Origin of the sequence: Shimia ponticola (assembly GCF_007995215.1) — a bacterium.
GTDB classification, from domain to species: domain Bacteria; phylum Pseudomonadota; class Alphaproteobacteria; order Rhodobacterales; family Rhodobacteraceae; genus Shimia_B; species Shimia_B ponticola.
The window spans coordinates 376,176-401,130 of sequence record NZ_VCDK01000002.1; the positions used below are offsets into that span (position 1 = coordinate 376,176).

General features: G+C 57.7%; 17 protein-coding genes and 1 tRNA gene. 13 read left to right on the forward strand and 5 right to left on the reverse strand.

Going from position 1 to position 24,955, the window contains the following annotated elements; translation table 11 throughout:
* Positions 1 to 7 precede the first annotated feature (7 nt).
* Entirely contained in the window at positions 8 to 1,258 is a 1,251-nt protein-coding gene (locus FE702_RS03170; RefSeq protein WP_147124754.1) for a glutamate-5-semialdehyde dehydrogenase, read from the forward strand.
* A gap of 14 nt (positions 1,259 to 1,272) precedes the next feature.
* Here the strand turns inward: FE702_RS03170 and FE702_RS03175 are convergent, their stop codons facing one another.
* A complete protein-coding gene (locus tag FE702_RS03175) occupies positions 1,273 to 1,896 on the reverse strand; it encodes a histidine phosphotransferase family protein (RefSeq protein ID WP_186826966.1) in 624 nt (207 codons plus the stop codon).
* 28 nt (positions 1,897 to 1,924) lie between these two features.
* Between FE702_RS03175 and FE702_RS03180 the strand changes: the two genes are divergently transcribed.
* From FE702_RS03180 to olsA, 3 genes are all read left to right on the forward strand, one after another.
* The gene (locus FE702_RS03180) at positions 1,925 to 2,104 is read left to right on the forward strand and encodes a DUF3553 domain-containing protein (protein WP_147124756.1); all 180 of its coding nucleotides are present in this window, start codon (positions 1,925 to 1,927) and stop codon (positions 2,102 to 2,104) included.
* 125 nt (positions 2,105 to 2,229) lie between these two features.
* A complete protein-coding gene (gene olsB, locus FE702_RS03185; protein WP_147124757.1) occupies positions 2,230 to 3,003 on the forward strand; it encodes an L-ornithine N(alpha)-acyltransferase in 774 nt (257 codons plus the stop codon).
* Positions 3,000 to 3,830, forward strand: coding sequence for a lyso-ornithine lipid O-acyltransferase (olsA, locus tag FE702_RS03190; RefSeq protein ID WP_147124758.1), 831 nt, complete (start codon positions 3,000 to 3,002; stop codon positions 3,828 to 3,830). Before olsB ends, olsA begins: the two co-directional genes overlap by 4 nt.
* On the opposite strand, the gene FE702_RS03195 is transcribed toward olsA, so the two are convergent.
* The gene (locus FE702_RS03195) at positions 3,812 to 4,435 is read right to left on the reverse strand and encodes a thiamine phosphate synthase (RefSeq protein ID WP_147124759.1); all 624 of its coding nucleotides are present in this window, start codon (positions 4,433 to 4,435) and stop codon (positions 3,812 to 3,814) included. The genes olsA and FE702_RS03195 overlap by 19 nt on opposite strands.
* A gap of 162 nt (positions 4,436 to 4,597) precedes the next feature.
* Between FE702_RS03195 and FE702_RS03200 the strand changes: the two genes are divergently transcribed.
* From FE702_RS03200 to FE702_RS03210, 3 genes are read left to right on the forward strand one after another with little or no spacing between them, the layout of a single operon-like run.
* Positions 4,598 to 5,353 carry an RNA methyltransferase gene (locus FE702_RS03200; RefSeq protein WP_147124760.1) on the forward strand — a complete coding sequence of 252 codons (756 nt, stop codon included), beginning with the start codon at positions 4,598 to 4,600 and terminating at the stop codon, positions 5,351 to 5,353.
* On the forward strand, positions 5,350 to 6,489 hold the full coding sequence (gene ctaA / locus FE702_RS03205; protein WP_147124761.1) for a heme A synthase: 1,140 nt from the start codon (positions 5,350 to 5,352) through the stop codon (positions 6,487 to 6,489). Before FE702_RS03200 ends, ctaA begins: the two co-directional genes overlap by 4 nt.
* 2 nt (positions 6,490 to 6,491) lie before the next feature.
* Positions 6,492 to 7,970 (forward strand): carboxypeptidase M32, encoded by a 1,479-nt coding sequence (locus FE702_RS03210; RefSeq protein WP_147124762.1) that lies wholly within the window; start codon positions 6,492 to 6,494, stop codon positions 7,968 to 7,970.
* 100 nt (positions 7,971 to 8,070) lie between these two features.
* Here FE702_RS03210 and gyrA read toward each other — a convergent pair whose 3' ends face one another.
* The 3 genes from gyrA to FE702_RS03225 form a co-directional block, all read right to left on the reverse strand.
* The gene (gene gyrA, locus FE702_RS03215) at positions 8,071 to 10,824 is read right to left on the reverse strand and encodes a DNA gyrase subunit A (RefSeq protein ID WP_147124763.1); all 2,754 of its coding nucleotides are present in this window, start codon (positions 10,822 to 10,824) and stop codon (positions 8,071 to 8,073) included.
* A 106-nt stretch (positions 10,825 to 10,930) separates the two neighbouring features.
* Positions 10,931 to 11,389 carry a disulfide bond formation protein B gene (locus tag FE702_RS03220; protein ID WP_346722126.1) on the reverse strand — a complete coding sequence of 153 codons (459 nt, stop codon included), beginning with the start codon at positions 11,387 to 11,389 and terminating at the stop codon, positions 10,931 to 10,933.
* Positions 11,390 to 11,471: 82 nt separating this feature from the next.
* The gene (locus FE702_RS03225) at positions 11,472 to 12,086 is read right to left on the reverse strand and encodes an exopolysaccharide biosynthesis protein (RefSeq protein ID WP_147124764.1); all 615 of its coding nucleotides are present in this window, start codon (positions 12,084 to 12,086) and stop codon (positions 11,472 to 11,474) included.
* 315 nt (positions 12,087 to 12,401) lie between these two features.
* Between FE702_RS03225 and FE702_RS03230 the strand changes: the two genes are divergently transcribed.
* From FE702_RS03230 to FE702_RS03255, 6 genes are all read left to right on the forward strand, one after another.
* On the forward strand, positions 12,402 to 13,442 hold the full coding sequence (locus FE702_RS03230; RefSeq protein ID WP_147124765.1) for a TRAP transporter substrate-binding protein: 1,041 nt from the start codon (positions 12,402 to 12,404) through the stop codon (positions 13,440 to 13,442).
* An 85-nt stretch (positions 13,443 to 13,527) separates the two neighbouring features.
* Entirely contained in the window at positions 13,528 to 14,778 is a 1,251-nt protein-coding gene (locus tag FE702_RS03235; RefSeq protein ID WP_147124766.1) for a flavin-dependent oxidoreductase, read from the forward strand.
* A 1-nt stretch (position 14,779) separates the two neighbouring features.
* Entirely contained in the window at positions 14,780 to 15,364 is a 585-nt protein-coding gene (locus FE702_RS03240) for a TRAP transporter small permease (protein WP_186826967.1), read from the forward strand.
* A complete protein-coding gene (locus tag FE702_RS03245) occupies positions 15,361 to 16,716 on the forward strand; it encodes a TRAP transporter large permease (RefSeq protein WP_147124768.1) in 1,356 nt (451 codons plus the stop codon). The genes FE702_RS03240 and FE702_RS03245 overlap by 4 nt, the downstream gene beginning before the upstream one ends.
* A gap of 64 nt (positions 16,717 to 16,780) precedes the next feature.
* Positions 16,781 to 16,866, forward strand: a tRNA-Leu gene (locus FE702_RS03250).
* Between the two features lie 959 nt (positions 16,867 to 17,825).
* Positions 17,826 to 24,749: a tandem-95 repeat protein gene (locus FE702_RS03255; RefSeq protein ID WP_186826968.1), complete on the forward strand. Its 6,924-nt coding sequence runs from the start codon at positions 17,826 to 17,828 to the stop codon at positions 24,747 to 24,749.
* Positions 24,750 to 24,955: the final 206 nt, after the last annotated feature.

Consider the following 24,955-nt stretch of genomic DNA (forward strand, 5'->3'; position numbering starts at 1 on the left):
AACGGCCATGAAAGACATGGACAACATCGCCGCCGCCATGACGGATCTGGGCGCCCGCGCGAAAGCTGCGGCTGCAGAACTGGCCTTTGCCCGACCGGAGCAGAAGCAAAAGGCGCTTGAGGCTGCTGCTGATGCGGTTTGGGCCAAGCGCGAAGAGATCAAGGCTGCAAATGCGCGTGATATGGAATTTGGCCGTGAAAAGGGCCTGAGCGCGGCGATGATGGATCGTCTGATGCTGGATGACGCCCGTATTCAAGGGATTTGCGATGGGTTGCGGGCCGTCGCAGGCCAAGATGACCCTGTCGGTGCAGTGATGGAGGAATGGGATCGTCCGACGGGGCTAAACATTCAGCGGGTGCGCACGCCTCTGGGCGTCGTGGGTGTCATTTACGAAAGTCGGCCCAACGTAACCGCGGATGCAGGGGCCTTGTGCCTGAAATCAGGGAATGCGGTGATCCTTCGTGGCGGGTCAGAAGGATTCAACTCGTCCACCGCGATCCACGCTTGCCTTGTCGAGGGGCTTCAGGCCGCTGGGTTGCCAGAGGATGCGATCCAATTGGTGCCGACACGGGACCGGGCCGCCGTCAGCGCCCTTTTGACCATGACTGATTATGTCGATGTCATTGTCCCGCGCGGCGGGAAGGGTCTTGTTGGGCTGGTTCAGCGCGAAGCGCGTGTGCCTGTGTTTGCCCATCTTGAGGGGATTGTTCACATCTACATTGACCCTTCCGCTGATCCGCAAAAGGCGCTGGATGTGGTCTTGAACGCCAAAACGCGCCGAACGGGCATTTGTGGTGCCGCAGAGTGTCTGCTGGTTCACAAGGATGCCGTCGAACTGGGGCAGCAACTTGTAGACATGCTCAAAGACGCAGGCGTCGCGGTGCACGCTGAAGGGCTGAATGGCACCGATGCGGCAGGTCCAGATGATTGGGGTAAGGAGTACCTTGATATGGAGATCGCGGCGCGCGTGGTCGACGATCTGGATGGCGCGATCGCGCATATCCGCACCTATGGGTCCAATCACACCGATTGCATTATCGCGGAGGATCAGGCCGCGGTGGATCGGTTCTTTGAACGTCTGGATAGCGCCATACTGATGCACAATGCCTCGACCCAGTTTGCCGACGGTGGTGAATTTGGCATGGGCGCAGAGATCGGCATCGCGACGGGTAAAATGCATGCGCGGGGCCCGGTGGGTGCTGCGCAGCTAACCAGCTTTAAATACCTCGTTCGTGGCGACGGGACAGTGCGCGCATAGGCATGCGCGCGCCGTTACGCCGGATGAATGCTTACGTGGATTGATCCGGTATCCTGCACGATATCAATGCGTTTGGCCTGTGCGTCCTGTTCGGCACCGGCCAACGCAAAGTGAACTTGCGCGGCCGCCAAATTGTCCACGTCGTCTGCGTGGGTGATGATCCGCCAAAGCGGCCCAATTTCGGCAAAACGTTCCGCTCGGGCATTCAGCGTCCAGACCGCATCTGATTTGGACACGACGACCGCGCCGCCAAATGGCATGGCTGTCTCCAAACACTGGAGCAGGAGAAAACAGAGTTTGACCTCAGACCTCGGCACACGGTCGGTGGGTGTCCACTGGATCGTTTGGCGCATTCCTGCGGACATCGCATCCAGCGTGGTGCTGATGTCAGAAACGTCTAGCATATCGCCCTTTTGACATGCTCCGAAGGCAATGCGCATAAATCTAAGCCGTGCATTTGCATTTTGCACGCTGTCGCGGATCAGTGTGATTTCCGGCCCAAACGCCCCGTCGGGTGCCATATCAAGCAGTTCAACCCCATTGCTGATCGCGCCGAGTGGATTAACTAGGTCGTGACAGATACGAGAACTGACAAGAGCGACAAGCTCTTCAGCGGTCAGCGGCTTGGGATCAGTCACGGTGTGTAGCTCGCTCAAAGGAAAACTCATGCAAGGTCTCGAAGGGCTCTATGAGCCGGGAATGTACGTGCAGCACCCGACACAGCCTGACTGGGGAACTGGCCAGGTGCAATCGAATATCGGAGGCAAAATCACGGTCATGTTCCCGGATGAGGGTAAGGTTGTCATCGACGCAACTCGCGTCGAATTAATCCCAGTTTTTCGCTAGTTCTGTTTAACGGCAGGTTAATTTTTGGTGTGTGCCCAGAAACCTTTGCCTTTGGGCGATATGATTGCCAAGACCAAGCGCTGCGCATATCCATCGGCGAACGCTGAGTGATTGACCGCCAATTGATGCAGAACACTGATCCGAACTTGTCTGTTCGCCTTGCTACAAGTGAGGCTGATCGCCTTGCAGCCCAACGCCTGCGTTATCGGGTCTTTGTCGAAGAGCTTGGCGGCGACGGCGACCTTGTCGATCACGAGGGCCGGTTCGAGCGTGACGCGTTCGATGCCTATTATGATCATCTCATCGTGGTCGATGACCAACGGTCTGAGGTTCAACTGGATCACGTTGTAGGCGTTTATCGGCTCTTGCCGAGCGATCGAAAGACGCCACTCGGATTCTACACATCGGGAGAATACGACCTTGCGGTCCTAGAGGCGTCTGGGCGCAAGCTTCTGGAACTGGGCCGGTCCTGTGTTGATGCAAAGCATCGGGGTGGCGCGGCGATGTTTATGCTCTGGTCTGCGCTGGCGCAGTATATCCAAGAAAGGGACATCGAGGTTCTTTTTGGCGTAGCCTCGTTTCACGGCACCGATGTCGATGCTTTGGCCGATCCGTTGAGCTTTCTGCATCATCGGCATCTGGCTCCCGCGGATTTGCGTGTACGCGCAGTTGCAGATCAGTTTCAGAGCATGGACCTGCGCGCCGAAAGCGCAGTCGACCGCAAGGCCGCGATGCGGGCGATGCCAGCATTGATCAAGGCATACCTGCGAATTGGTGGCTTTGTGGGCGAGGGGGCTTTTGTCGACGTCCCGTTCAACACGACCGATGTGTGCCTGATCCTTGATATTGACAGGCTCGATCCACGTCACCGGGCCCTCTACACCGGTGAACGGCCATGACGACATCGTGGGACGGCGCAGAATACCCCGAGAATGTTGCGCGCACGCCAAGGGCGTGGTGGCGGGCTTTGCGGCGCGGCCTTCCGCTTGCGATCGTCACCTTCGGCTGTCTGGGTCTTCTGTTGTTGCTGCGGCTGGTCGAGCGACCGCTCTTTGGCATGGACCGTCCAATTACACCCCACATTACCCAGTTTGTATGCCGAAGCGCATTCCGGCTCATGGGCATGCAGCTTGTGGTGGAAGGCACGCCCATGGTCGAAAAAGGCGCCGCCGTGGCGAACCATTCGTCCTGGCTGGATATCTTTGCGCTGAATGCACCGCAAAGGGTCTATTTCGTCTCGAAATCCGAGGTTGCAGGCTGGCCGGGTATCGGCTGGCTGGCTCGTGCGACGGGGACCTTGTTCATCGAACGCAAGCGGTCTCAGGCGCTCGCGCATGGTCGGATGTTTCGCGACAGGCTGTTGGCTGGCCATCATCTTATGTTTTTCCCGGAGGGCACATCGACGGACGGCAGGCGGGTTTTGCCGTTTAAGCCGACCCTGTTTGCCCCGTTTCAAGAGGATGGCTTGCGCGACACGTTGCACATCCAACCGATCTCACTGGTCTACACTGCGCCAGAAGGCGCGCCGGACCGGTTCTATGGCTGGTGGGGGGATATGGATTTTGGGAACGGTTTGCTGAACGTCCTGATGGTCCGGAACCCGGGCGGCGTTACTGTGATATTCCATGAGCCTCTGCGCGTCGCGGATTATCCAGATCGCAAATCGTTGGCCAAGGCGCTGGAAGAGGTCGTGCGCAGCCGCGTGCCTCAGCCCTGCGACACCTGAACCAACTCGACAAGCTGTTGCGCCGGTGTGTCAGAGTTCCAAACCTCTGGCCCCAGACCAAAGAAATCAACATGCGGTGCCAGTTTGTGGACCATGTCTGTCGTCAATCCACCTTCGGCGACGACCGGTACCTCGATCATCTGTGACCACCACTCAAAAAGGTCGGCGGGTGCCACGGTCCCGTCACCAAGAGCAGAGGCGGTCACAGGGCCAAAGCTGACGTAGTCAGCGCCGTGTTCTCCGGCTGACATGCCGTCATGGCGCGATGCCTGACAATGACACCCGACAATCGGGTCGGGACCGAATTCCTTGCGCACGCTCCGGATGGATCGCGCGCCATCGTTGAGATGAACACCATCCAGCCCCAGCCTTTCGACCAGCTGAACATGGGTGTCGATCACCAACGGCACATCGCGTGAATAGCACACCTCTCTTACCGCGTCGGCCGCACGCATGAGACGGTCTTCGTCAGAGGTTGCCAGTGCAAGTCGAACGCAGGCCACATCGGTTGCATCCAGACATTGGGCCAACTGGCCAGGGAACTGCGACAGTTCAAAATCCGGAGGGGTAATGAGGTAAATCTGCGGATGCTCGATCTCGGCCATGGCACGGCTCCTTTTGCGTGGTTCTATATCCTTCGCAGCAAAGCCTGTCGATGGGGGTGCAACCCGATTTGCCCCATGAAATCCGCCGGATGGGCATGCCAAACGGCCCGCGACCGGGTGTCCTTCTTGTGGTCGGACGGAGGCGGGCGTATCAGTCCGTTGATGGAAAAAAACGCTCAGCCGACATTCGTCCTGGTCCGCCCGCAAATGGGCGAAAACATTGGCGCAGCCGCGCGTGCCATGTGGAATTTTGGCTTGGACCGCATGCGCATTGTCGATCCGCGCGACGGATGGCCAAACCAACGGGCCGTCGCATTGGCCAGTGGTGCGGGGCGGCTTTTGGATCAGGCTATGGTCACCGAGGATTTGGCGGGGGCCTTGAGCGAAACAACCTATGTCTTTGCCACAACCGCGCGGCAACGCGGTCTGACCAAGCCTGTATTCACGCCCGAACGCGCGATGGCTTTGGCGGCTGAAAAGATCGCAGCAGGCCAACACGTGGCCGTCTTGTTCGGTCCTGAACGTGCGGGATTGGAAAATGACGATGTGGCCCGTGCCAACGCGATCATCACGGTGCCGGTGAACCCAGAGTTCTTTTCTCTGAACCTAGCGCAATGCGTGTTGCTGACGGCCTATGAATGGCAGCGTCAAATCGCAGAGCTTGAGCATGAGCGTGTCGACATGGCCAAGACGGACTGGGCCACGGGCGAGGAAATGGAGCATCTGGCCGCTCATTACGAAGACCAGCTCCAAGACGCCGGTTTCTTTTTTCCCGAAGCGAAGGCTCAAGGGATGAAGATGAATTTGCGAAACCTGTGGTCACGTATGCCGTTGACCCGGGCAGACGTTCAAATGCTGCATGGTATTATGCGCCAAATGGTGCGCTGGAAAAACAAAAGTGAGAAGGAACGGACATGAGCAAGACCCGATCCATCTTTGAAGAGGTTGGAGAGAAGCAGGAAGCGCCTGCGACGGCACCGGGTGCCATCGACAAAGGCCGCGGCGGCGCCCGCGGAGCAATCCGCGCGTGGTTGATCCTTTTGGCTGCGCTGGTTGTCGTTATGATCACGGTCGGTGGCCTGACACGACTGACGGACAGCGGCTTGTCCATCACCGAATGGGCTCCTGTAACCGGGGCAATCCCGCCGATGGATGCCGCAACGTGGGAAAGCGAGTTCGAAAAATATCGCGCCATCCCTGAATACCAGTTGCAGAACAAAGGCATGTCATTGGCCGAGTTCAAGGTGATCTACTGGTGGGAGTGGGGACATCGCCAACTGGGCCGCGTTATCGGCCTCGTCTGGGCGGTTGGGTTCTTGTATTTCCTGATCCGCCGTCAGATCCCGACCGGGTGGACAGGTCGATTGCTTTTGCTGGGCGCTTTGGGCGGTCTCCAAGGTGCCATCGGTTGGTGGATGGTGGCGTCCGGGCTTACGGGCACAATGCTTGATGTGGCCTCTTATCGGCTAGCAACGCACCTTGGTCTCGCCTTTGTCATCATCGGCTTCATAGCGTGGTTCTCATTTGAACTTGCGCGTCCCGAACGGGAAATCATGCAGGCGCGGCGCCTGCGCGAAGCGCGCCTCGGGACCTTGGCATCGGTGTTCGTCGGAGCTCTCTTTATCCAGATCCTGATCGGTGCTCTGGTCGCGGGCATTGATGCGGGACGGTCCTATAACGACTGGCCGCTGATGTCGGGCGAGGTGTTCCCATCGAATGCGCTTGATCTGGAACCGATGTGGCGGAACTTCTTTGAAAATGCCGGGATGGTTCAATTCATTCACCGGACGTGGGGATACCTTGTGTTCGCGCTTGCGATCTACCTGGGGGTTCGTGCTGCGAAATCTCCGCACAAACTGACGCGCAAGGCTTTTGGCCGGGTTGGGCTGTTGATCACGGCCATGGTGGTCATCGGGATTGTGACGGTCTTGATGTCAGCACCACTTTGGATCGCGATCACGCACCAGTTCGTCGGCGTTCTGTTGTGGGTGGCAGCGATCTATGCGCTGTTCTTGACCCGTTTTCCGATTGAAACCTCTGTGCGGGACGCCTGACCATGACTGCTTATGAAGACCTGATGGCGTTCGACCGTGACACCCGTGCGCTTGCTTCTGTGCAGGGGCGTTTAGGCTGGGATCAGGAAACTGTTATGCCGCGGGGGGCTGCCGGTCAGCGCAGTGATGAAATGGCGGCTCTTGAGGCCGTCTTGCACGCACGTCGTACAGACCCGCGCATTGGTGAGTGGCTCTCTGACATCGACACAGAGACACTAGACGACGTCGGCAAGGCGAACCTGCGCCACATCAGTCGGGACTATGCCCGCAACACCAAGGTGCCAGCAAAGCTCGCCGCTGATCTGGCGCGCCTGACCTCCACGGCTCAAGGCATCTGGGCAGAGGCCCGTGCAAACGAAGATGTCGCGGCCTTTTTGCCGACGCTGGCAGAGGTTGTGTCGCTGAAGCGCGAAGAAGGTGCCGCCATGGCAGATGGCGGTGACGTGTATGACGCGATGTTGCAGGATTATGAACCGGGGGCCACGGCAGCCGATCTGGATCAGATGTTCGGGGCCTTGCGTCCCGGTCTGGTCGATTTGCGTGACCGCATTCTGGACGCACCGGTTCCGACCGGGGTCACAGGGACCTTTGACGAAAGCGCGCAAATGAAACTGACGCGCGCGTTGGCGCGGGCGTTTGGATACGATTTCAAACACGGACGCATCGACAAGGCCGTGCATCCGTTTTCCAGTGGTTCCGGCCACGATGTGCGCATCACAACCCGCACGTCCGAGACTGATCCATTCAACTGCTTCTACTCAACCATCCATGAGGTTGGGCATGCGTGTTACGAACAGAATATCGACGATGCCTATATGATGACGCCGCTCGGCAGTGGCGTGTCGATGGGCGTGCACGAAAGCCAAAGCCGCATCTATGAAAACCAGATCGGACGCAGCCGCGCCTTTACCGGTTGGTTGTTTGACCAAATGAAGGACGCGTTCGGCGATTTTGGGATTGAGGATGCTGATGCGTTTTACGCAGCGGTCAACCGGGTGAACAAAGGCTATATCCGGACCGAAGCCGACGAGGTGCAGTACAATCTGCATGTTCTTTTGCGATTTGATCTTGAGAAGGCGCTGATCTCTGGTGATCTGGCTGTGTCTGATCTGGAAGGGGCGTGGAACGAACGCTTTGCCGCGGACTTTGGCTATGCGGTCGACAAACCATCCAATGGGTGCCTTCAGGACGTGCATTGGTCGGTTGGGTTGTTTGGGTATTTCCCGACCTATTCCTTGGGCAACGTCTATGCAGGATGCCTGCACGAGGCCCTGCGCCGAGATGTGCCGGAGTTGGATGCCAGCCTTGCGATTGGGGATACGTCGCCGGCGACATCATGGCTTTGCGAAAACCTGCAACGGCACGGTGGCTTGTACGAGCCAAAAGAAATCATCGAACGCGCAAGCGGTCAGGCCCCGTCCGAGGGCCCATTGCTGCGATACATCGAAGACAAGTTCCGCAGCATTTACGCGATCGACTGACACGCAAAACGCCGTGCACCAAGGTGCGCGGCGTCAGTATTTCCTATGATCAAGTTGCGCGGAAAGCGCGGATCGGGCAGGGGCCCGATCCTTGGTTCAATCAGCTTTGTTGATCGTCGCCCTCTGCGACCTCGTCTTCGGCTTGCTCGGCGATGTAGGCCACCGATGTCACCACCTCGCCCTTGGCAGTGTTGAAGACACGGACGCCGCCCGCCGAGCGGGACCGGAACGAAATGCCGTCAATTGGCACACGGATCGACTGACCTGTCGAGGTGACCAGCATGATCTGATCCGCCTTATCCACCGGGAAGCTCGCCACAATCGGCCCGCCGCGCATCGCCTTGTCCATTGCGGTCACGCCTTGGCCACCACGCCCGCGCACAGGGTAGTCGTGGGACGATGACAGCTTGCCAGCACCGCCTTCGGTGATCGTCAGGATCAGATCTTCAGCCGCCGACATCTCGGCATAGCGTTCCTGCGGCAAGGGCATGTCGGCATTGCCGTCTTCTTCGTCACCGTCGCCCTCATCGGTCAGACCTTCCATGGCGCGGCGCATTTTCAGGTAAGCTGCGCGTTCGTCCGAAGTGGCATCGAAATGCCGGATGATCGACATGGAAACCACGACATCGTCATTCTTCAGGTTGATGCCACGAACACCCACAGACGCGCGACTGTTGAAGACACGCACATCGGTGGCCGGGAACCGGATCGCACGACCGGCATTCGTGACCAGCATCACATCATCATCATTCGACGCAATGCGCGCGTTGATCAGGGTTGTGTTCTCATGTTCGCCCTCGAACTTCATCGCGATCTTGCCGTTGCGCATCACGTTGGTGAAGTCAGAGAGCTTGTTGCGGCGCACAGTCCCGGCGCTGGTGGCAAAGACCACCTGCAGGTCGTCCCATTCATCCTCATCCCGGTCGACGGGCATGATGGCTGCGATGGAGACGCCTTGGGGAATGGGCAGGATGTTGATGATCGCCTTGCCCTTGGCCGTGCGCCCTCCGAGGGGGAGGCGCCATGTCTTGAGCTTGTAGACCATCCCGTCGGTCGTGAAGAACAGCAGTTGGGTATGCGTATTTGCAACGAAGAGCGTCGTGACGACGTCTTCTTCCTTGGTCTGCATCCCCGACAATCCCTTGCCGCCACGCTTTTGCGCACGGAAGTCGGCAAGCGCGGTGCGTTTAATGTAACCACCAGCGGTGACGGTCACGACCATATCCTCGCGCTCGATCAGGTCCTCGTCTTCCATGTCGCCGGACCACTCGACAATCTCGGTGCGGCGGTCGACGGCAAAGCTGTTCCGTACTTCGCGAAGTTCGTCCGCAATGATGCCCATGATGCGTTCGCGGGACGACAGGATTTCGAGGTATTCCTTGATCTTGCCTGCGAGTGTTTCAAGCTCGTCCGTGACCTCGGAAACACCCAACTGCGTCAGGCGTTGCAGCCGCAGATCAAGGATCGCACGCGCCTGAATTTCGGTCAGGTTATAGGTGCCATCGTCGTGCATCTTGGACAGCGGGTCGTCGATTAGCCGCAGATAGCCTTCGATATCTGCCGCTGGCCAGCGGCGCGTCATGAGCTTTTCGCGCGCATCGGCAGCATCGGCAGAGGCACGGATCGTCGCGACCACTTCATCCACGTTGGACACGGCCACCGCCAGACCGCACAAGATATGCGAGCGATCGCGGGCCTTGCGCAGATCGAACGCCGTGCGACGCACCACGACATCCTCGCGGAAGTCGATGAATGACGTCAGGAAACGGCGCAGCGTGAGCTGTTCAGGGCGTCCACCATTCAGCGCGAGCATGTTACAGCCAAACGAGGTCTGCATTGGGGTGAAGCGGAAGAGTTGGTTCAACACCACCTCAGCCGTCGCATCCCTTTTGAGTTCGATTACAACGCGCACGCCATTGCGGTCGCTTTCATCCTGAACGTGGGCGATGCCTTCGATCCGCTTTTCGCGGGCGGCTTCGGCGATTTTGTCGATCATCGATGCCTTGTTCACCTGGTAAGGGATTTCATCGATGACGATGGCCCAGCGGTCTTTGCGAATTTCTTCGGTGTGGGTCTTGGAGCGGATGATGACCGACCCGCGACCTTCGAGATACGCTTTGCGCGCGCCGGACCGGCCCAGCATGATCCCGCCCGTGGGGAAGTCGGGGCCGGGAACGTAGTCAATCAGTTGTTCGGACGACAGGTCAGGATCGTCGATCAGCGCCAGCGTGGCGTCGACAACTTCGCCCAGGTTGTGCGGGGGAATGTTTGTGGCCATGCCCACTGCGATCCCGCCCGCGCCATTGACCAGCATGTTGGGGAACCGGGCAGGGAGAACCGTTGGTTCGCGGTCTTTGCCGTCATAGTTGTCTTGAAAATCGACGGTCTCTTTTTCGATATCCGCCAACAGCGCCGCGGCGGGTTTATCCATCCGCACCTCAGTATACCGCATGGCCGCCGGGTTATCGCCATCCATTGAGCCAAAGTTGCCCTGACCATCCAGCAGCGGCAGCGACATCGAGAAATCCTGCGCCATCCGCACCAGGGCGTCATAGATCGCGCTGTCGCCATGTGGGTGGTATTTGCCCATCACGTCGCCCACCGGACGCGCAGATTTACGATACGATTTATCGTGGGAATTCCCGGTCTCGTGCATGGCGTACAAAATCCGTCGATGCACCGGCTTCAACCCGTCGCGAAGGTCTGGAATCGCCCGGCTGACGATCACCGACATCGCGTAGTCGAGGTAGGATGTCTTTAACTCATCCGTCAGCGAAACGCTGGGCCCATCATATTCAGGGCGCTCAGGCGTGTTTTCGTCTTCGTTTTCAGGGAGTTCTGTATCGTCGCTCACGTGGTCCGCCTTCTAGGTGGGGGCTACATCTTGTTGCATCATTGTATAGCAGAGACGGAATATGGGGTGCAACGAAAAGGCGGCGGTTTGACCGCCCGGGTGCGGATTAAGCCCGCCGCGCCGCCATGATCCAGACAAATGCGAGCCCGAATGAGAGCAGCGCATTCCAGCCCGGCATGGAGAGACCCAGCATCTGCCAACTGATTTCGTCGCACATGATCACGCGGACCGAGTCTAGGTTCAGCAGGTCTGCGCCGCTCAGGTCGCCCATGCCGCCGCCCGTGCAACTTGCAGGACCTTCCCACCATTTTTGTTCGACGCCGACATGAAAAACGCCGATGCCGCCGGTGATCGCGGCGGCCATCGCGCCAAGCCAGGGTAAGACCTGCCATTGGAAGGCTAGAAAGACAGCGCCAATGATGATGGCCGCGAAATGTGGGTAGCGTTGCCAGTAGCACATCTTGCACGGTGCAAAGCCGAGGTATTGGAAAACGTAGGCCCCAACAATCAGTGCGAGCGATCCACCCGCAGCCAGCAGAACAAGATTGGTCTTTGTCAACGTCATGATTTGATCGATAGCTTAGCTGGGTTGCGCAGCCCACAGCGAAATAGCCGCGCGAGACGAAGAATCCGTCACATACTCGGCATTACATGCCAAGCCATCCTTTCAACAGGCTCACCAAGGTGGCTCCGGCAAAGATCAATGAGGCAATCCAAGCTGTTCCCAACAGCCCGCCCAGAATGACGAGGACGCCATCGCGCTGAAGCAGCCCCATTGAGACAACGACAACGGCAAAACCGGGAACCGTGTTGGTCGCCGGAAGCGGAACAAGAATGGAGGCGCTGAACAATACGAGCGCAAGGCCGACAAAGCGATCCATGGGAGAGCGTGTCAGGGCAGTCAGTCGCGGGTGACTGATGGCTTCGATCCGCGTCAGCCAAGGGCGCGCCCGATCCGCGAGGTTTTGCAAAGCGTCCTTCCTTACCTCTCGATTGCCGAGTTTCTGCGGCAACCAGGGCGTCGACCGACCAAATAGAATTTGCCCGGACACGACCATCAAAGGCAGCGCGACGATCTGTGGAATTGCGTAGAGAAATGGGATGCAACAAGGCAGCGCGAGGATGAGCAGAAAAAGACCAAAGGCCCGCTCGTGCAACTGGTCCATGACCCAAAAGAGCGTGACCTTGTTATCCGGAGCCTCGTTTGCAAGCTGGTTGAGCCGTTCGGAAATAGCCATCTCTGCAGAAGTCTCGAACGTCATTTTTTCAATCCTTAGGCGTCCAAAGGGTCAGTGTGTTGACCACCAAATCCCGTGCCAACTTGCGTGGCGTCATAGACCGCGCTGCAAGACCAACGTCAAGATCGGGACGCCGATGTCTTATTTCGACCGCCAGTGTCTGTTCAAAACGACCGCGTGATTTCAAGCTTGGCAAATATTTGACAGGCGCAATTACTTTGCGCAGGCTTGGAGCAATACGCTCTTAAACTGACGCTCACTGTGAAAGCATCTTGAAGGATGCGAGCCGAAGGGGTGTAGTGCAAACGATGGTGGCAGCACCACGTCTAGGGAGGACATATGAAACAGTTTTTGAAAGCCAGCCTTGCTGGCGCAATGGCGCTTGGGATCACAGCGACGGCTGCAATGGCGCAGGATGTGACCCTGCGGTTCCAGCACTTCCTCAGCCCGAAAGGGTCAGTCCCGGCTTTCTTTATGGCGCCTTGGGCGGAAAAGATCGAAGCCGAGTCTGATGGTCGCATTAAGGTGGAACTGTACCCAGCCATGCAATTGGGTGGCAAACCACCGGCGCTTTATGACCAGATCCGCGACGGCGTGATCGACGGAGGCTGGGCGCTGCCTGCCTATACGCCAGGCCGCTTCCCTGAAACGGAAGTCTTTGAACTGCCGTTCATGACCGCCATGAGCGCCGAGGCGTCATCGCGCGCCGCATGGGATTTTGCCGACAAATACCTGATGGACCGTTTGGGCGACATCAAAGTTCTGGCCGTGCATGTACATGGGCCGGGGATCATCCACACAAAAGGTGATCCGGTCATGACGCTCGCGGATTTTGACGGCCTCAAGCTCCGTGGACCATCGCGTCAGGCGAACGCCTTGCTTGAAACGCTGGGTGCAAGCCCGGTTGGCATGCCTGTACCAGCATTCCCCGAAGCGTTGTCTAAAGGCGTCGTGGACGGCGGGGTGATCCCATACGAAATCGTGCCGCCGCTCAAGGTTCACGAACTGGCTGACAGCCACACGCAAATTGGCGGGGACCGCGCGCTGTACAACACGTTCTTCATCTGGGGCATGAACAAGGCGTCCTATGACGCGCTGCCAGATGACCTGAAGGCCGTGATTGATGCGAACTCCGGGGCAGAAGCATCGGCTTGGGCCGGACGTGCAATGGATGAAGGGGACGCAATCGGCGTCGGCATCATCAGTGGCACCGACAACAAGATCCACACGCTTGATGAGGCGCTGGTCGCCGAATTGCGCACGATTGGCGAAGCTCAAACCGCCGCTTGGATCGAAGAGGTCACAGCCAAAGGCCTGCCAGGGCAGGAAATGGTCGATTTCGCGCGGGAAGCGGTTGCGAAATACGCTGACAGCATGTGATCGATACGGGTGGCCCGCATTTGACTGCGGGCCGCCCTTTGCCTTGCCGCCCGTTCGGCATTTTCTCTGACGACATGAGCAAGACATGACGGTTCTTATCGCAGGTGGTGGGATCGCAGGGTTGACGCTGGGCCTGAGCCTGCATCAGGTCGGCGTGCCGTTCCGTATTCTAGAGGCTGTTCAGGACCTTCGCCCCCTAGGTGTTGGGATCAACCTTCAACCGCACGCTACGCGCGAATTGATGGACCTTGGCCTTGAGGACGCCCTGGACCGGATTGGTCTGCGCACAGAAGAAGTTGCCTATTATTCGCAACACGGCCAGTTGATCTGGAACGAATGGCGCGGCGAGAAAGCCGGCTACAGGTGGCCTCAATTCTCGTTGAACCGAGGCGGTCTACAGATGGCCCTGTACTCTGCCTTGCGTCACAGATGCGGCGATGTCGTTCAGACAGGTGCGACGGTCACAGGCTTTGAACAGGACATCGGCGGGATCACGGCAAATCTGAGCGATCGAAAAACCGGTCGTGATCTGGGCAGTGTGCAAGGCGATGTCCTGATTGCCTGCGATGGGATCAATTCGTCCCTGCGCGCTTTGCTTTATCCAGATGAAGGTGCGGCACAATGGGGCGGGACGATGATGTGGCGGGGCATCACACGCGCCCCCCGATTTGGGACGGGCCGGACAGTTGCGATGTGCGGACGCAAGGACGCTAAATTCGTCTGCTACCCGATTGGCGATGACGGCGAGGGGTCTATTCTGAATTGGATCGCCGACCTGGCCATGCCCGATGACTACGTTTGGCGGCAGCAGGACTGGAATCGCGCGGGCGCTCCGGATGACTTTATTGATACCTTTTCAAACTGGCAGTTTGACTGGTTGGACATTCCGCACGTGATCCGCACCGCAGAGCAGATTTACGAATATCCGATGGTCGACCGTGATCCGTTGGATCAGTGGACATTCGGACGCTTGACCCTGATGGGCGACGCGGCGCATGCGATGTATCCCATCGGTTCAAACGGTGCGTCCCAAGCCATCCTCGATGCGCGCCATCTGGCGAGATGCCTTGCGGATATCGGGACAGTGCCGGATGCCTTGCAAGCCTATGAAGACGCACGGCGGGACGCTGTGAACAAGGTTGTTTTGGCCAATCGTGGCGACGGGCCAGACAAAATTCTGGACATTGTCGCAGATCGCGCGCCGAACGGCTTTTCCGACATAGATGTCGTGATGCCGCGCGTAGAACGTCAGGCATTCGCCGATGGCTACAAAGCCGTTGCAGGGATGGATATCGCGGCGTTAAACGCGTCACCACCGATCATTGGAGGCAACTAGAGTGCAGATAGAAATTGCACCACGGGCTGAACAGAGGACCGGGCTGTTGATCGAGCGTTTGGCGCGCGGACTGGCCTATGTTGGCGGCGTGATCCTGATCGCGCTGGCGCTCATCACGCTGGTGTCGATCATTGGGCGCTGGATCAATGCCTATGGCATTCGTTCTATTCAGGGGGATTACGAACTGGTCGAGGCAGGCTGCGCCATTGCTGTTTTCGCGTTTCTGCCATGGTGTCAGTTGAACCGCGGGCATGTGCGCGTTGACCTCTTTACCAACGGCCTGCCTGCGCGCGGGCGTGCGTTTACGGCATGGGTCGGTGATGTGCTGATCGCCGCGGTGTCCTTCATGATCATGTGGCGGCTCTACTTGGGCTTTGGCGAGAAGTGGCCGTATTTCAGCGACGCATGGCGCGACCGGCTGAGCATGGGCTACAAGCCGTTCTTCGCGGAAACCACCTATGAGCTGGAGATTCCGATCTGGATTCCGTTCGGCCTGTCCCTGATTGGGGCAAGCGTGTTTTTTGCTGTTTCGCTCTACACCGTTTGGCGCGGTTGGAACCAGATCGCCCGAGGAGAAGCAGCATGACCGGAATGGAAATTGCGCTCATCGGCTTTGGCCTGATGCTTTTGGCGATCTTTGCCCGGGTGCCGATAGCGGTGGCCATGGCGATTACCGGTTTTGTCGGGATCTGGTATGTACGCGGGACACCTGCGGCCCCGATGGCGCAGCTGAAAACACTCACCTACGACACGTTCTCAAGCTACTCTCTGTCGATTGTGCCACTGTTCCTGCTCATGGGCCAATTCGCGACCAAATCAGGGATGTCAGGGGCTTTGTTCAAAGCGGCGCAGGATTGGCTGGGACACCGCAAAGGCGGTGTGGCAATGGCGGCGGTCGGGGCTTGCGCGGGCTTCGGTGCGGTTTGTGGGTCTTCCTTGGCGACTGCATCCACGATGGGGCAGGTGGCTTTGCCCGAGATGAGGAAACGAGGCTATTCTGACAGCCTGTCGACCGGTGTTCTGGCCGCTGGCGGGACGCTTGGCATTCTGATCCCGCCGTCTGTGATCCTTGTGATCTATGCAATTCTGACCGAGCAAAACATCGTCAAGATGTTCATCGCCGCCTTGATACCGGGGCTGTTGGCGGCAGCGGGTTATATCCTGACGGTTGCCATTTACGTCCGTGTTCGTCCGGATGCCGCAAGCACGGCGGACCGTGTGCCCTATGGCCAACGTATGAAATCGCTTGCTCAGACATGGCCGGTCTTCGTGATCTTTGGTCTGGTGATGTACGGCATCGCTGGCGACTGGGATTGGAGCAGCCCCGGACCCGACGCATTGTTCACCCCAACAGAGGGTGCAGCCGTTGGGGCAGTGCTGACAGGGCTTTATGGCCTTTGGACACGGGAACTGGATTGGGCTGGGATCAAGGACTGTATCCTGTCGACCGCAACGGCCACGGCGATGATCTTTTTCATCGTTTTCGGGGCGGCTGTGTTCAATTCTTTCCTTGCCACCACGCAGGCACCGCAGGCGATGGCCGAATGGGTCAGCAGTCAAGGATTTGCACCGCTGATGGTGCTGACAGCGATGCTGATTGCCTATCTGATCTTTGGGTGCGTGATGGATAGCCTTTCGATGATCCTGCTGACGATCCCGATTTTCTTTCCAATCATCGAAATTCTCGATTTTGGGCTGACGGCAGAGCAAACAGCGATCTGGTTTGGGATCCTTGCCCTGATCGTTGTCGAGGTCGGCCTGATCACGCCACCGGTTGGGATGAACCTGTTCATCATCAATTCGATGGCCAAGGATATTCCGATGGTGCGGACGTACTCCGGCGTCACACCATTTGTAGCATCTGATCTGGTGCGCGTTGTGATCCTTGTTGCGTTTCCTGCGATCACTCTTTGGTTGGTCGGGGTGATGTTCCCCTGATCCTGCATGTTGGGGTATTGACCCCAACCGGGGCCGGGGATACGAGCAAGCTCTAGCGTGGTACGCCCAAGTGGCGGAATGGTAGACGCAGGGGATTCAAAATCCCCCGCCTTTGCGGGCGTGCCGGTTCGAGTCCGGCCTTGGGTACCATCGCTAGATTTTCCTCTGATTGTGTCTGAATTCCATCTCTGGAGAGCGGGCATGTTCGCGCAAATGCGAGCGCTGGCGTGACTACGCCACCCACCGAGATTTGGTGAAACATCCGACCCTTCGACATGGCCGCATTCTGGACTCATTGCCCCTGTGGATAACTTGCGTCGATTCGACGAAGTGGCCAAGTGTTCCATCATTTTGTGCAAAGTCACTTTGCATTTATGAAGACCGTTTCTGAATCTTGACCAATGCGGGCCCCATTCTGGACTAAAGGTTAACGGTCGAGGGTAGCAATTTAGGCTTCTCGAACTGTTTCTAAGGTTGAAACAATTTCCCTTAGGTCAGCTCCAAGCTGGAGGTACCATAACACCCACATTTCTTGAATTGCGGCAGGCGTGCGCAATTTTCGTGCGATTTGCGGCTGTCAACAGACACAAATGAGGCAGGACTGTGGCGCATTGTATTTTTCGCAAAATACAATAATGCACGTTTAGGTTGCGTGGATATACCTAGGGACAGGGTGTATGACCAAATGTGACAAGATTTCGTCAATTTTTCTCTTTGTTGTGCCCTTCGCCACCAGTAAAACGACCAAGCCCGACTGGGGGGTGACCATAGACCGTGGGGGCGGTCGTACTGGGTCGTGACGCTGCCGTTGCAATCCAAGTGTGTGAAAGTCAGGCCAATTGCCTGGCGCTGACGGCGTTTGCTCCGTTGCTCCTACACTTGTGTTTGCTCTTCGTGACGATGGTGCGATCGAATCTGCGGTTGGTCCTTCGCAAGGGGCGACACAAGAGGATTAGCTCCGTGGCTAATGAAGCAAAATCTTTGAAGCAGCTGTCGGCTCGGGCCGACTGTTTTGCAGTGTCGCATCCCGCGGGCGCGCGAGTGGGGTTTGCAATTACAGAACGTCCAAATGCTACGGCGTTCGATTTGGTGCTTGAGGGATGACTGTCATGACGACGAATAGCTACACCATCAACTTCAACGAGTTCGGCCGCGGCACGGTTATCGATACCGAGTTGCAGAACAAAGGCCTCACAGTTTCCGCGTTCCGTAACGGTGGTGACCCAAACAAGCCCGGCGAAGCGATGATCTTTGATACCGCCAACCCCACTGGCGGTGACTACGACCTGAAAACAAACAACCTGGGCAAGGTTCTGATTATTTCAGAGGACAACCTGAGCAGCGATCCGGATGACAATGCCGGTGGCGGTACGCTGCGATTTGACTTCGACGGCGAAGCAACCGTCAAGCAGCTCACATTTCTTGACGTCGAAGAAAGCGCTTGGGTGCGCTTTTACGATGATCAGGGCAACCACATCAAAACGGTTGATGTTCACGGTGTGAGCAACAACGGACAAAAGACAGTGGATTTCAACGTCGACGGCGTTGCGCGTATGGACGTCGTCCTTGGCGGTTCGGGCGCGATCGACAACCTTGTTTACGACCTCACCACCAATGATCTCGACGGCATTGTCGAAGGCACGGCGGGCGACGACCGCATTGACGTAAATTACACCGGCGATCCGGACGGTGATCGCGTGGATGCAAACGATCAGATCCTGCCAGGTGAGGGTCAGGACGACGACATCATCCGCGCCGGTGACGGCAACGATATCATCCTGTCTGGCAACGGTGATGACGATATCTTTGGCGGCAAGGGCAACGAGGAAATCTGGGCTGGTTCCGGCAATGACATCATTCGCGGCGAAGATGGCAATGACTGGATGCACGGCCAGGACGGAAACGACCGCCTCGAAGGTGGTCGCGGCGACGACATGCTGTTCGGTGAAGCAGGCAACGATATCCTGCTAGGCGGCGACGGTCACGACACGCTGGATGGCGGCGAAGGCAACGACGAGATGTGGGGCGGTGCCGGCAATGATGTCCTGACCGGCGGCAACGGCGACGACTGGATGCACGGCCAATCAGGCAACGATCAGTTGGATGGCGGTGCCGGCAACGACATGCTGTTTGGCGAAGATGGCGACGATGCGATCTTTGCCGGTGCAGGCGATGACATGGTCGAAGGCGGCGTTGGCAATGACCGCATAGAAGGCGATGATGGCAACGATACCATTGATGGTGGTGACGGCGACGACGTGATCGTCGGCTACGACGCCGTATCGATCAAGACAGGCGACACAACTGTTCAAGATGATGACGGCTCTGCCGACACGATCGATGGTGGTAAAGGCAACGACACCATTCTGGGTGGTAAGGGCGACGATACGCTGACCGGCGGCGAAGGCCACGACACAATCAGCGGCGGCGACGACGCCGACACCATCATCGGCGGCAACGGCGGCGATGTGGTCGATGGCGGTGCCGGTGGTAATGACTTCGACACGCTTGATCTGCGCGACGTGGGGCCATTCCGTCTGACAAACCTGCGTGCTGACAGCAACGGCAATGGTCAAGACGGCACGGTTGAGCTGTTGAACAACGACGGTTCGGTCAAAGAGTCCTTCAACTTCACCGAAATCGAGAACATCCTTGGTGCACCGGTCCGGCCGGACATCGACGCGCCAGAGGTCGACGAAGACTGTCTCGTTGCGGAATACCTCTTCAACGACAACAATCAGGGTCAACAGCCTGTTGGCGACCGGACCTTCGAAGACACCGCGACCGAGCTCGATGGTGTGGCCCAGACTGGTACTGTCGGTCAGGGCTCGCCCAATACTTTGAACGATAGCGATGTTTTGGACCTCGACGGCCACGACGACGCGGTTGTGATTGCTGCTGATGATGCCTTCCAGATTGGCAAAGGTGCGTTGAGCATCGAATTCAATCAAGACCAACACGTCGGCAGCTCGAACGACACCCTGATTTCGCGCGACAGCTCGAACTTTGACGACGGTGGTCACTTGACGATCGGCGTCACTCAGAACGGTGCAGTCACGGTCCGCCACCAAACGGATGGCGACAGCTTCTATTACAACACCCCCAATAACTTCTTCTCGCCGGGTGAAGATGTTCGCGTCTTCTATGAATGGGATGATCAGGGTGTTGACGGTCGCTTTGTGGTTCAGAACCTGAGCCGCGGCACCGAGTACAGCGAAGACATCAACGATCCGCTCACAATTGATATGGGCGACAATTTCAATGAGCCTTGGACCATTGGTGCGTCGCAAATTGTGTCTGGTGACAACACCGCGAATAACCTGAGAGAGTTCTTTGACGGTCAGATCGACAACGTCAAAATCTATGACTTGGGTCCAAAGAACCAACCTGATGGGATTGTCAGCGGCACTGACGGCAATGACCTGATCGACGTGGCCTATGAAGGCGATCCAGACGGCGATATGGTCGATGCCAATGATGAAATCCTGCCGGGCGAAGGTCCGAATGATGACATCATCCTTGCTGGCAAGGGCGACGATACGGTTCTGGCAGGCGAAGGCGACGATGACGTCTTTGGCGGCAAAGGCAATGACGACATTTCGGGTGAGGATGGCAACGACACCCTGCTTGGCGAAGACGGCGATGATACCATCGATGGCGGCGAAGGTGCCGACACGATTGATGGTGGTCGCGGCAAGGACGACATCACAGGTGGCGACGGTGACGATGTCATCGCTGGCGGAACCGGGAATGACACGATCGCCGGTAACGGTGGTAATGACGTCATCGATGCAGGCGCCGGCAATGACGATGTCGACGCTGGCGAAGGCGACGATGTTGTCGACGGTGGCGCAGGCAAGGATGATATTGTCGGTGGTGATGGCCACGATATGCTTGCCGGTGGGGCCGATGATGACTGCATCGAAGGCAATGACGGCAATGACGTCATCTATGGTGATAATCCAACCCCAGGAAGCGTTGCTGCATTCGCCGCAGACTCGGTTCATCTGGAGCTGAGCAACGTCGACAATGCGAGCGAAACCGGCACGCCAGGTGACGCACAGGCAGGCGATAGCGTTGTCTACAATAACGTCGCAACAGTCGACGGCCAGCCTGTCTCGGCACGCCTTGTGCTGGAAGCTAAGTCGACAGACGGCCTTTTGGTTGATCTGAGCTTTTCCGAAACCAATGAAATCCTGTTGAACGGCGACAACGACGCCAACGATAACGGCGAGTCGGCCACGTTCCGTCTTGAGTTCTTTGACCCGACCGATGGCTCTCCTGTTATTCTGGATCCGGCCATCGTGTTCTCTGATCTCGATAACAACACCGGGATCGAAATCGTTTCCGTTGGCGGTGGCCAACTTGAAACCTTCGGCGTGCCGACAAACAGCTCGCTTGATGTCACCTTCGACGGAACCACGCTGATTGCGCAGGGCACCGAAGACAACGCGAACTCGAATAACGGTGAAGAAGACACCCAGATCGCAACTGTGTTCTCGGGCACATCTTCGATCACTTTTGAAGCCACCAGCCGTGGCGTGAACTCGGGCTTTAACTTTGCCCCATACGAAGCCAACAACTTTGTCTTCGACGAAGGCGAGGGCGGTGACGACAAATTGCTTGGTGGCGCAGGTGACGATGTCATCTTTGGCCAAGCCGGCAATGATACGATCACCGGTGGCGAAGGTGCTGACGAAATCAGCGGTGGCGATGATGCTGATACCATCATCGGTGGTACCGGCGGCGACGTGGTCGATGGCGGCGCAGGTGGCGACGATAACGATACGCTTGATCTGCGTGACGTTGGCCCATTCCGCCTTGTCGACCTTGAACCAGATAGCAATGGCAACGGTCAGAACGGCACGGTTGAACTGCTGAACCCAGACGGGACAGTCCGCGAAACATTCACCTTCACCGAAATTGAAAACATCCTTGGCGAAGAGTTCGACGGAACTCCAGTTGCCGAAGATGACACGGCGGAAACCGATGAGGACACGCCTGTCACCATTGCAGTTCTCGACAACGATAGCGATCCGGATGGCGATGAACTGGAAGTGATCGAAGCGACGTCGCCTGACGGTGAAGTCACGATCAACGACGATGGAACGATCACGTTCACACCGGATGAGAACTTCAACGGCGATACGACGATCACCTACACCGTGACCGATCCCGGCGGGAACCAAGACACAGCCACGGTCAATGTCACAGTGAACCCGGTGAATGACGATCCGGTCGCGCAGGATGATACTGTCGAGGTCGACGAAGACGGCGAAGTCACGATCCCGGTTCTGGACAACGACTCGGATGTCGATGGCGATGATCTGGAAGTGATCGAAGCGACGTCGCCAGACGGCGAAGTTACCATCAACGACGACGGCACGATCACGTTCGAGCCAAATCCGGACTTCAACGGCGACACGACCATCACCTACACGGTTTCGGACGGCAACGGCGGCCAAGACACGGCCACTGTTAACGTCACTGTCAACCCGGTGAACGATGATCCGATCGCGAATGATGACACAGCCGAAGTCGATGAAGACGGTGAAGTCACTATTCCGGTTCTGGACAACGATACCGATACGGATGGTGATGATCTGGAAGTGATCTCGGCAACATCGCCAGATGGTGACGTCACCATCAACGATGACGGGACGATCACGTTCGAGCCGAACCCGAACTTCAACGGTGATACAACGATCACCTACACGGTTTCGGACGGCAATGGCGGTGAAGACACAGCCACGGTCAATGTCACGGTCAATCCCGTGAACGACGATCCAGTTGCCAACGACGATGCTGAAAGCACCGACTTTGAAACGCCTGTTGATATCACAGTCCTCGACAACGATACCGACGTTGACGGCGATGATCTGGAAGTCACCGACGCAACTGTCGATCCGGCCGAAGGCACCGTTGAGATCAACGACGACGGCACGCTGACATTCACCCCGGCGGACGGTTTTGAAGGTCCGGCGACCATCACCTACACCGTCGAAGACGGCAACGGTGGCAGCGATACAGCAACAGTGACAGTCACCGTAGGTGAAGATCCACGTGACGGTATTGTTGAAGGTACGGCTGCGGGTGAAGTCATCGACGTCAACTATGACGGCGACCCGGATGGCGACTTCGTCGACAATGACGACGCGCTGTTGCCTGGCGAATTCGGCGATGATGACATCATCCGCGCCGAAGGTGGCAACGACACCGTCTTTGCCGGCGAGGGCAATGACGAAGTCTTTGCTGGCGACGGAGACGACACAGTCTTTGGTGAGGCCGGCGACGACATTATCGAAGGTCAGGGCGGTAACGACATCCTCGACGGTGGTGAAGGCAACGACACCATCACCGGTGGTGGCGATGACGATACGATCATCGGTGGCGAAGGTAACGACATCCTCGACGGTAAGTCGGGCAATGACGATATCAGCGGCGGCGAAGGCGACGACACCATCATCGGTGGTGGCGGTGACGACCTGTTGGATGGTGGCGCCGGAGATGACGAAATCACTGGTGGCAACAACAACGACGAGATCATCGGCGGCGATGGTAACGACACCGTCTATGCGGGTTCCGGCAACGATGTGATCAACACAGGTCCGAAAGGTGCGCCTGATTTGGGGTATCCTGGCCTGTTCCCAGGCGACGATGACCCAGACAACGACAAAGACTTTGTCGATGCGGGCAACGGCGACGACATCATCAGCACCGGCGACGATGACGACATCATCATTGCAGGCAAAGGCGACGACATCATCGACGGTGGTTTCGACCGCGATGAAATCGACGGCGGCGCCGGTAATGACCGCATCGTTGGTGGCGAGGGTTCGGATACGATCCTTGGTGGTGACGGCAATGACGTCATCTACGCTGGTATCGACCCCGATCTTGGTCTGCCTGACAACCTCGACATCACGGATGAGGACACCGGTGGCTTCAGCCCAGACCTTGTGACTGACAACGGTCAGGACTTTGTCGACGGTGGCGACGGTAACGACACCATCTTTGGCGCGGACGACGATGATGAATTGCTTGGCGGCGCCGGCAAGGACTTCATCGACGGCGGTCTGGACGATGACATCATCGACGGTGGTGACGGCGACGACGTTATCATCGGTGGTCAGGGCGCTGACATGCTCTCTGGTGGCGATGACAAAGACGTCTTCAAGGCGGCCGAGCTGACACCGGGCGGTGATCCAATTGATCCTGATTTGGTTCAGGGCTCGTTCATCGGCGACATGGTCGACGGTGGTGCCGGTGGCAACGACTTCGACACGCTGGACCTGACCGGCACCGTGACACCGGGCGGGCGTCTGTCTGTCGACATCACTGGGCCAGACAGCAACGGCAACGGGTTTGACGGCACGGTCACGTATTTCGATGACAACGACAACGTGCTTGGCACGATGAAGTTCAGCGAAATCGAGAACATCATCCCATGCTTCACGCCCGGCACCATGATCGCGACCCCACAGGGTGAGCGTCGTGTCGAAGAGCTGCGCGAAGGCGACCGTGTGATCACCCGTGACAACGGCATTCAGGAAATCCGCTGGGTCGGTCAACGCAGCCTCGAAGTCGAGGAAGTGGCCGAGAACCCCGACCTGTCACCGATCCTGATCAAGGCCGGTGCGCTGGGTCGTGGTCTGCCAGAGCGCGACCTGATCGTGTCGCCGCAGCACCGCGTGCTGATCGCGAACGACAAGACGCAGCTGTTCTTTGAGGAAAACGAGGTTTTGGTTGCAGCCAAGCACCTTGTCGGTCTTGAAGGCGTGCGTCGGGTCGGGACGGTTGCGACGACCTATGTCCACTTCATGTTCGACGCGCACGAAGTCGTGCTGTCGAACGGCGCATGGACCGAAAGCTTCCAGCCGGGTGATTACACGTTGGGTGCGATGGGTGACGCAGCGCGGAAAGAGATCTTTGCGATCTTCCCAGAATTGGAGACGGAAGAAGGTCTTGCCGACTACACCTCGGCACGCAAGGCACTCAAACGCCACGAAGCAAGCCTGCTGATCCACGGTTAACGGCTGGGTCTTCAAAGGAAAAAGGGCATCGCCTGATACAGGCGGTGCCCTTTCTTTGTGCAACGTTCCTATACAATCGAATAGTTCACCCCTTCATTGTTTCCCGCCCTATACTTCCGTGGCGCAAATTAGCCATATTTCCCCGTGCGGCAGTGCAGCAATTGGCTTAGGTGCCTCATCTGACTCCGCTGCAACTTAAGTAAAGT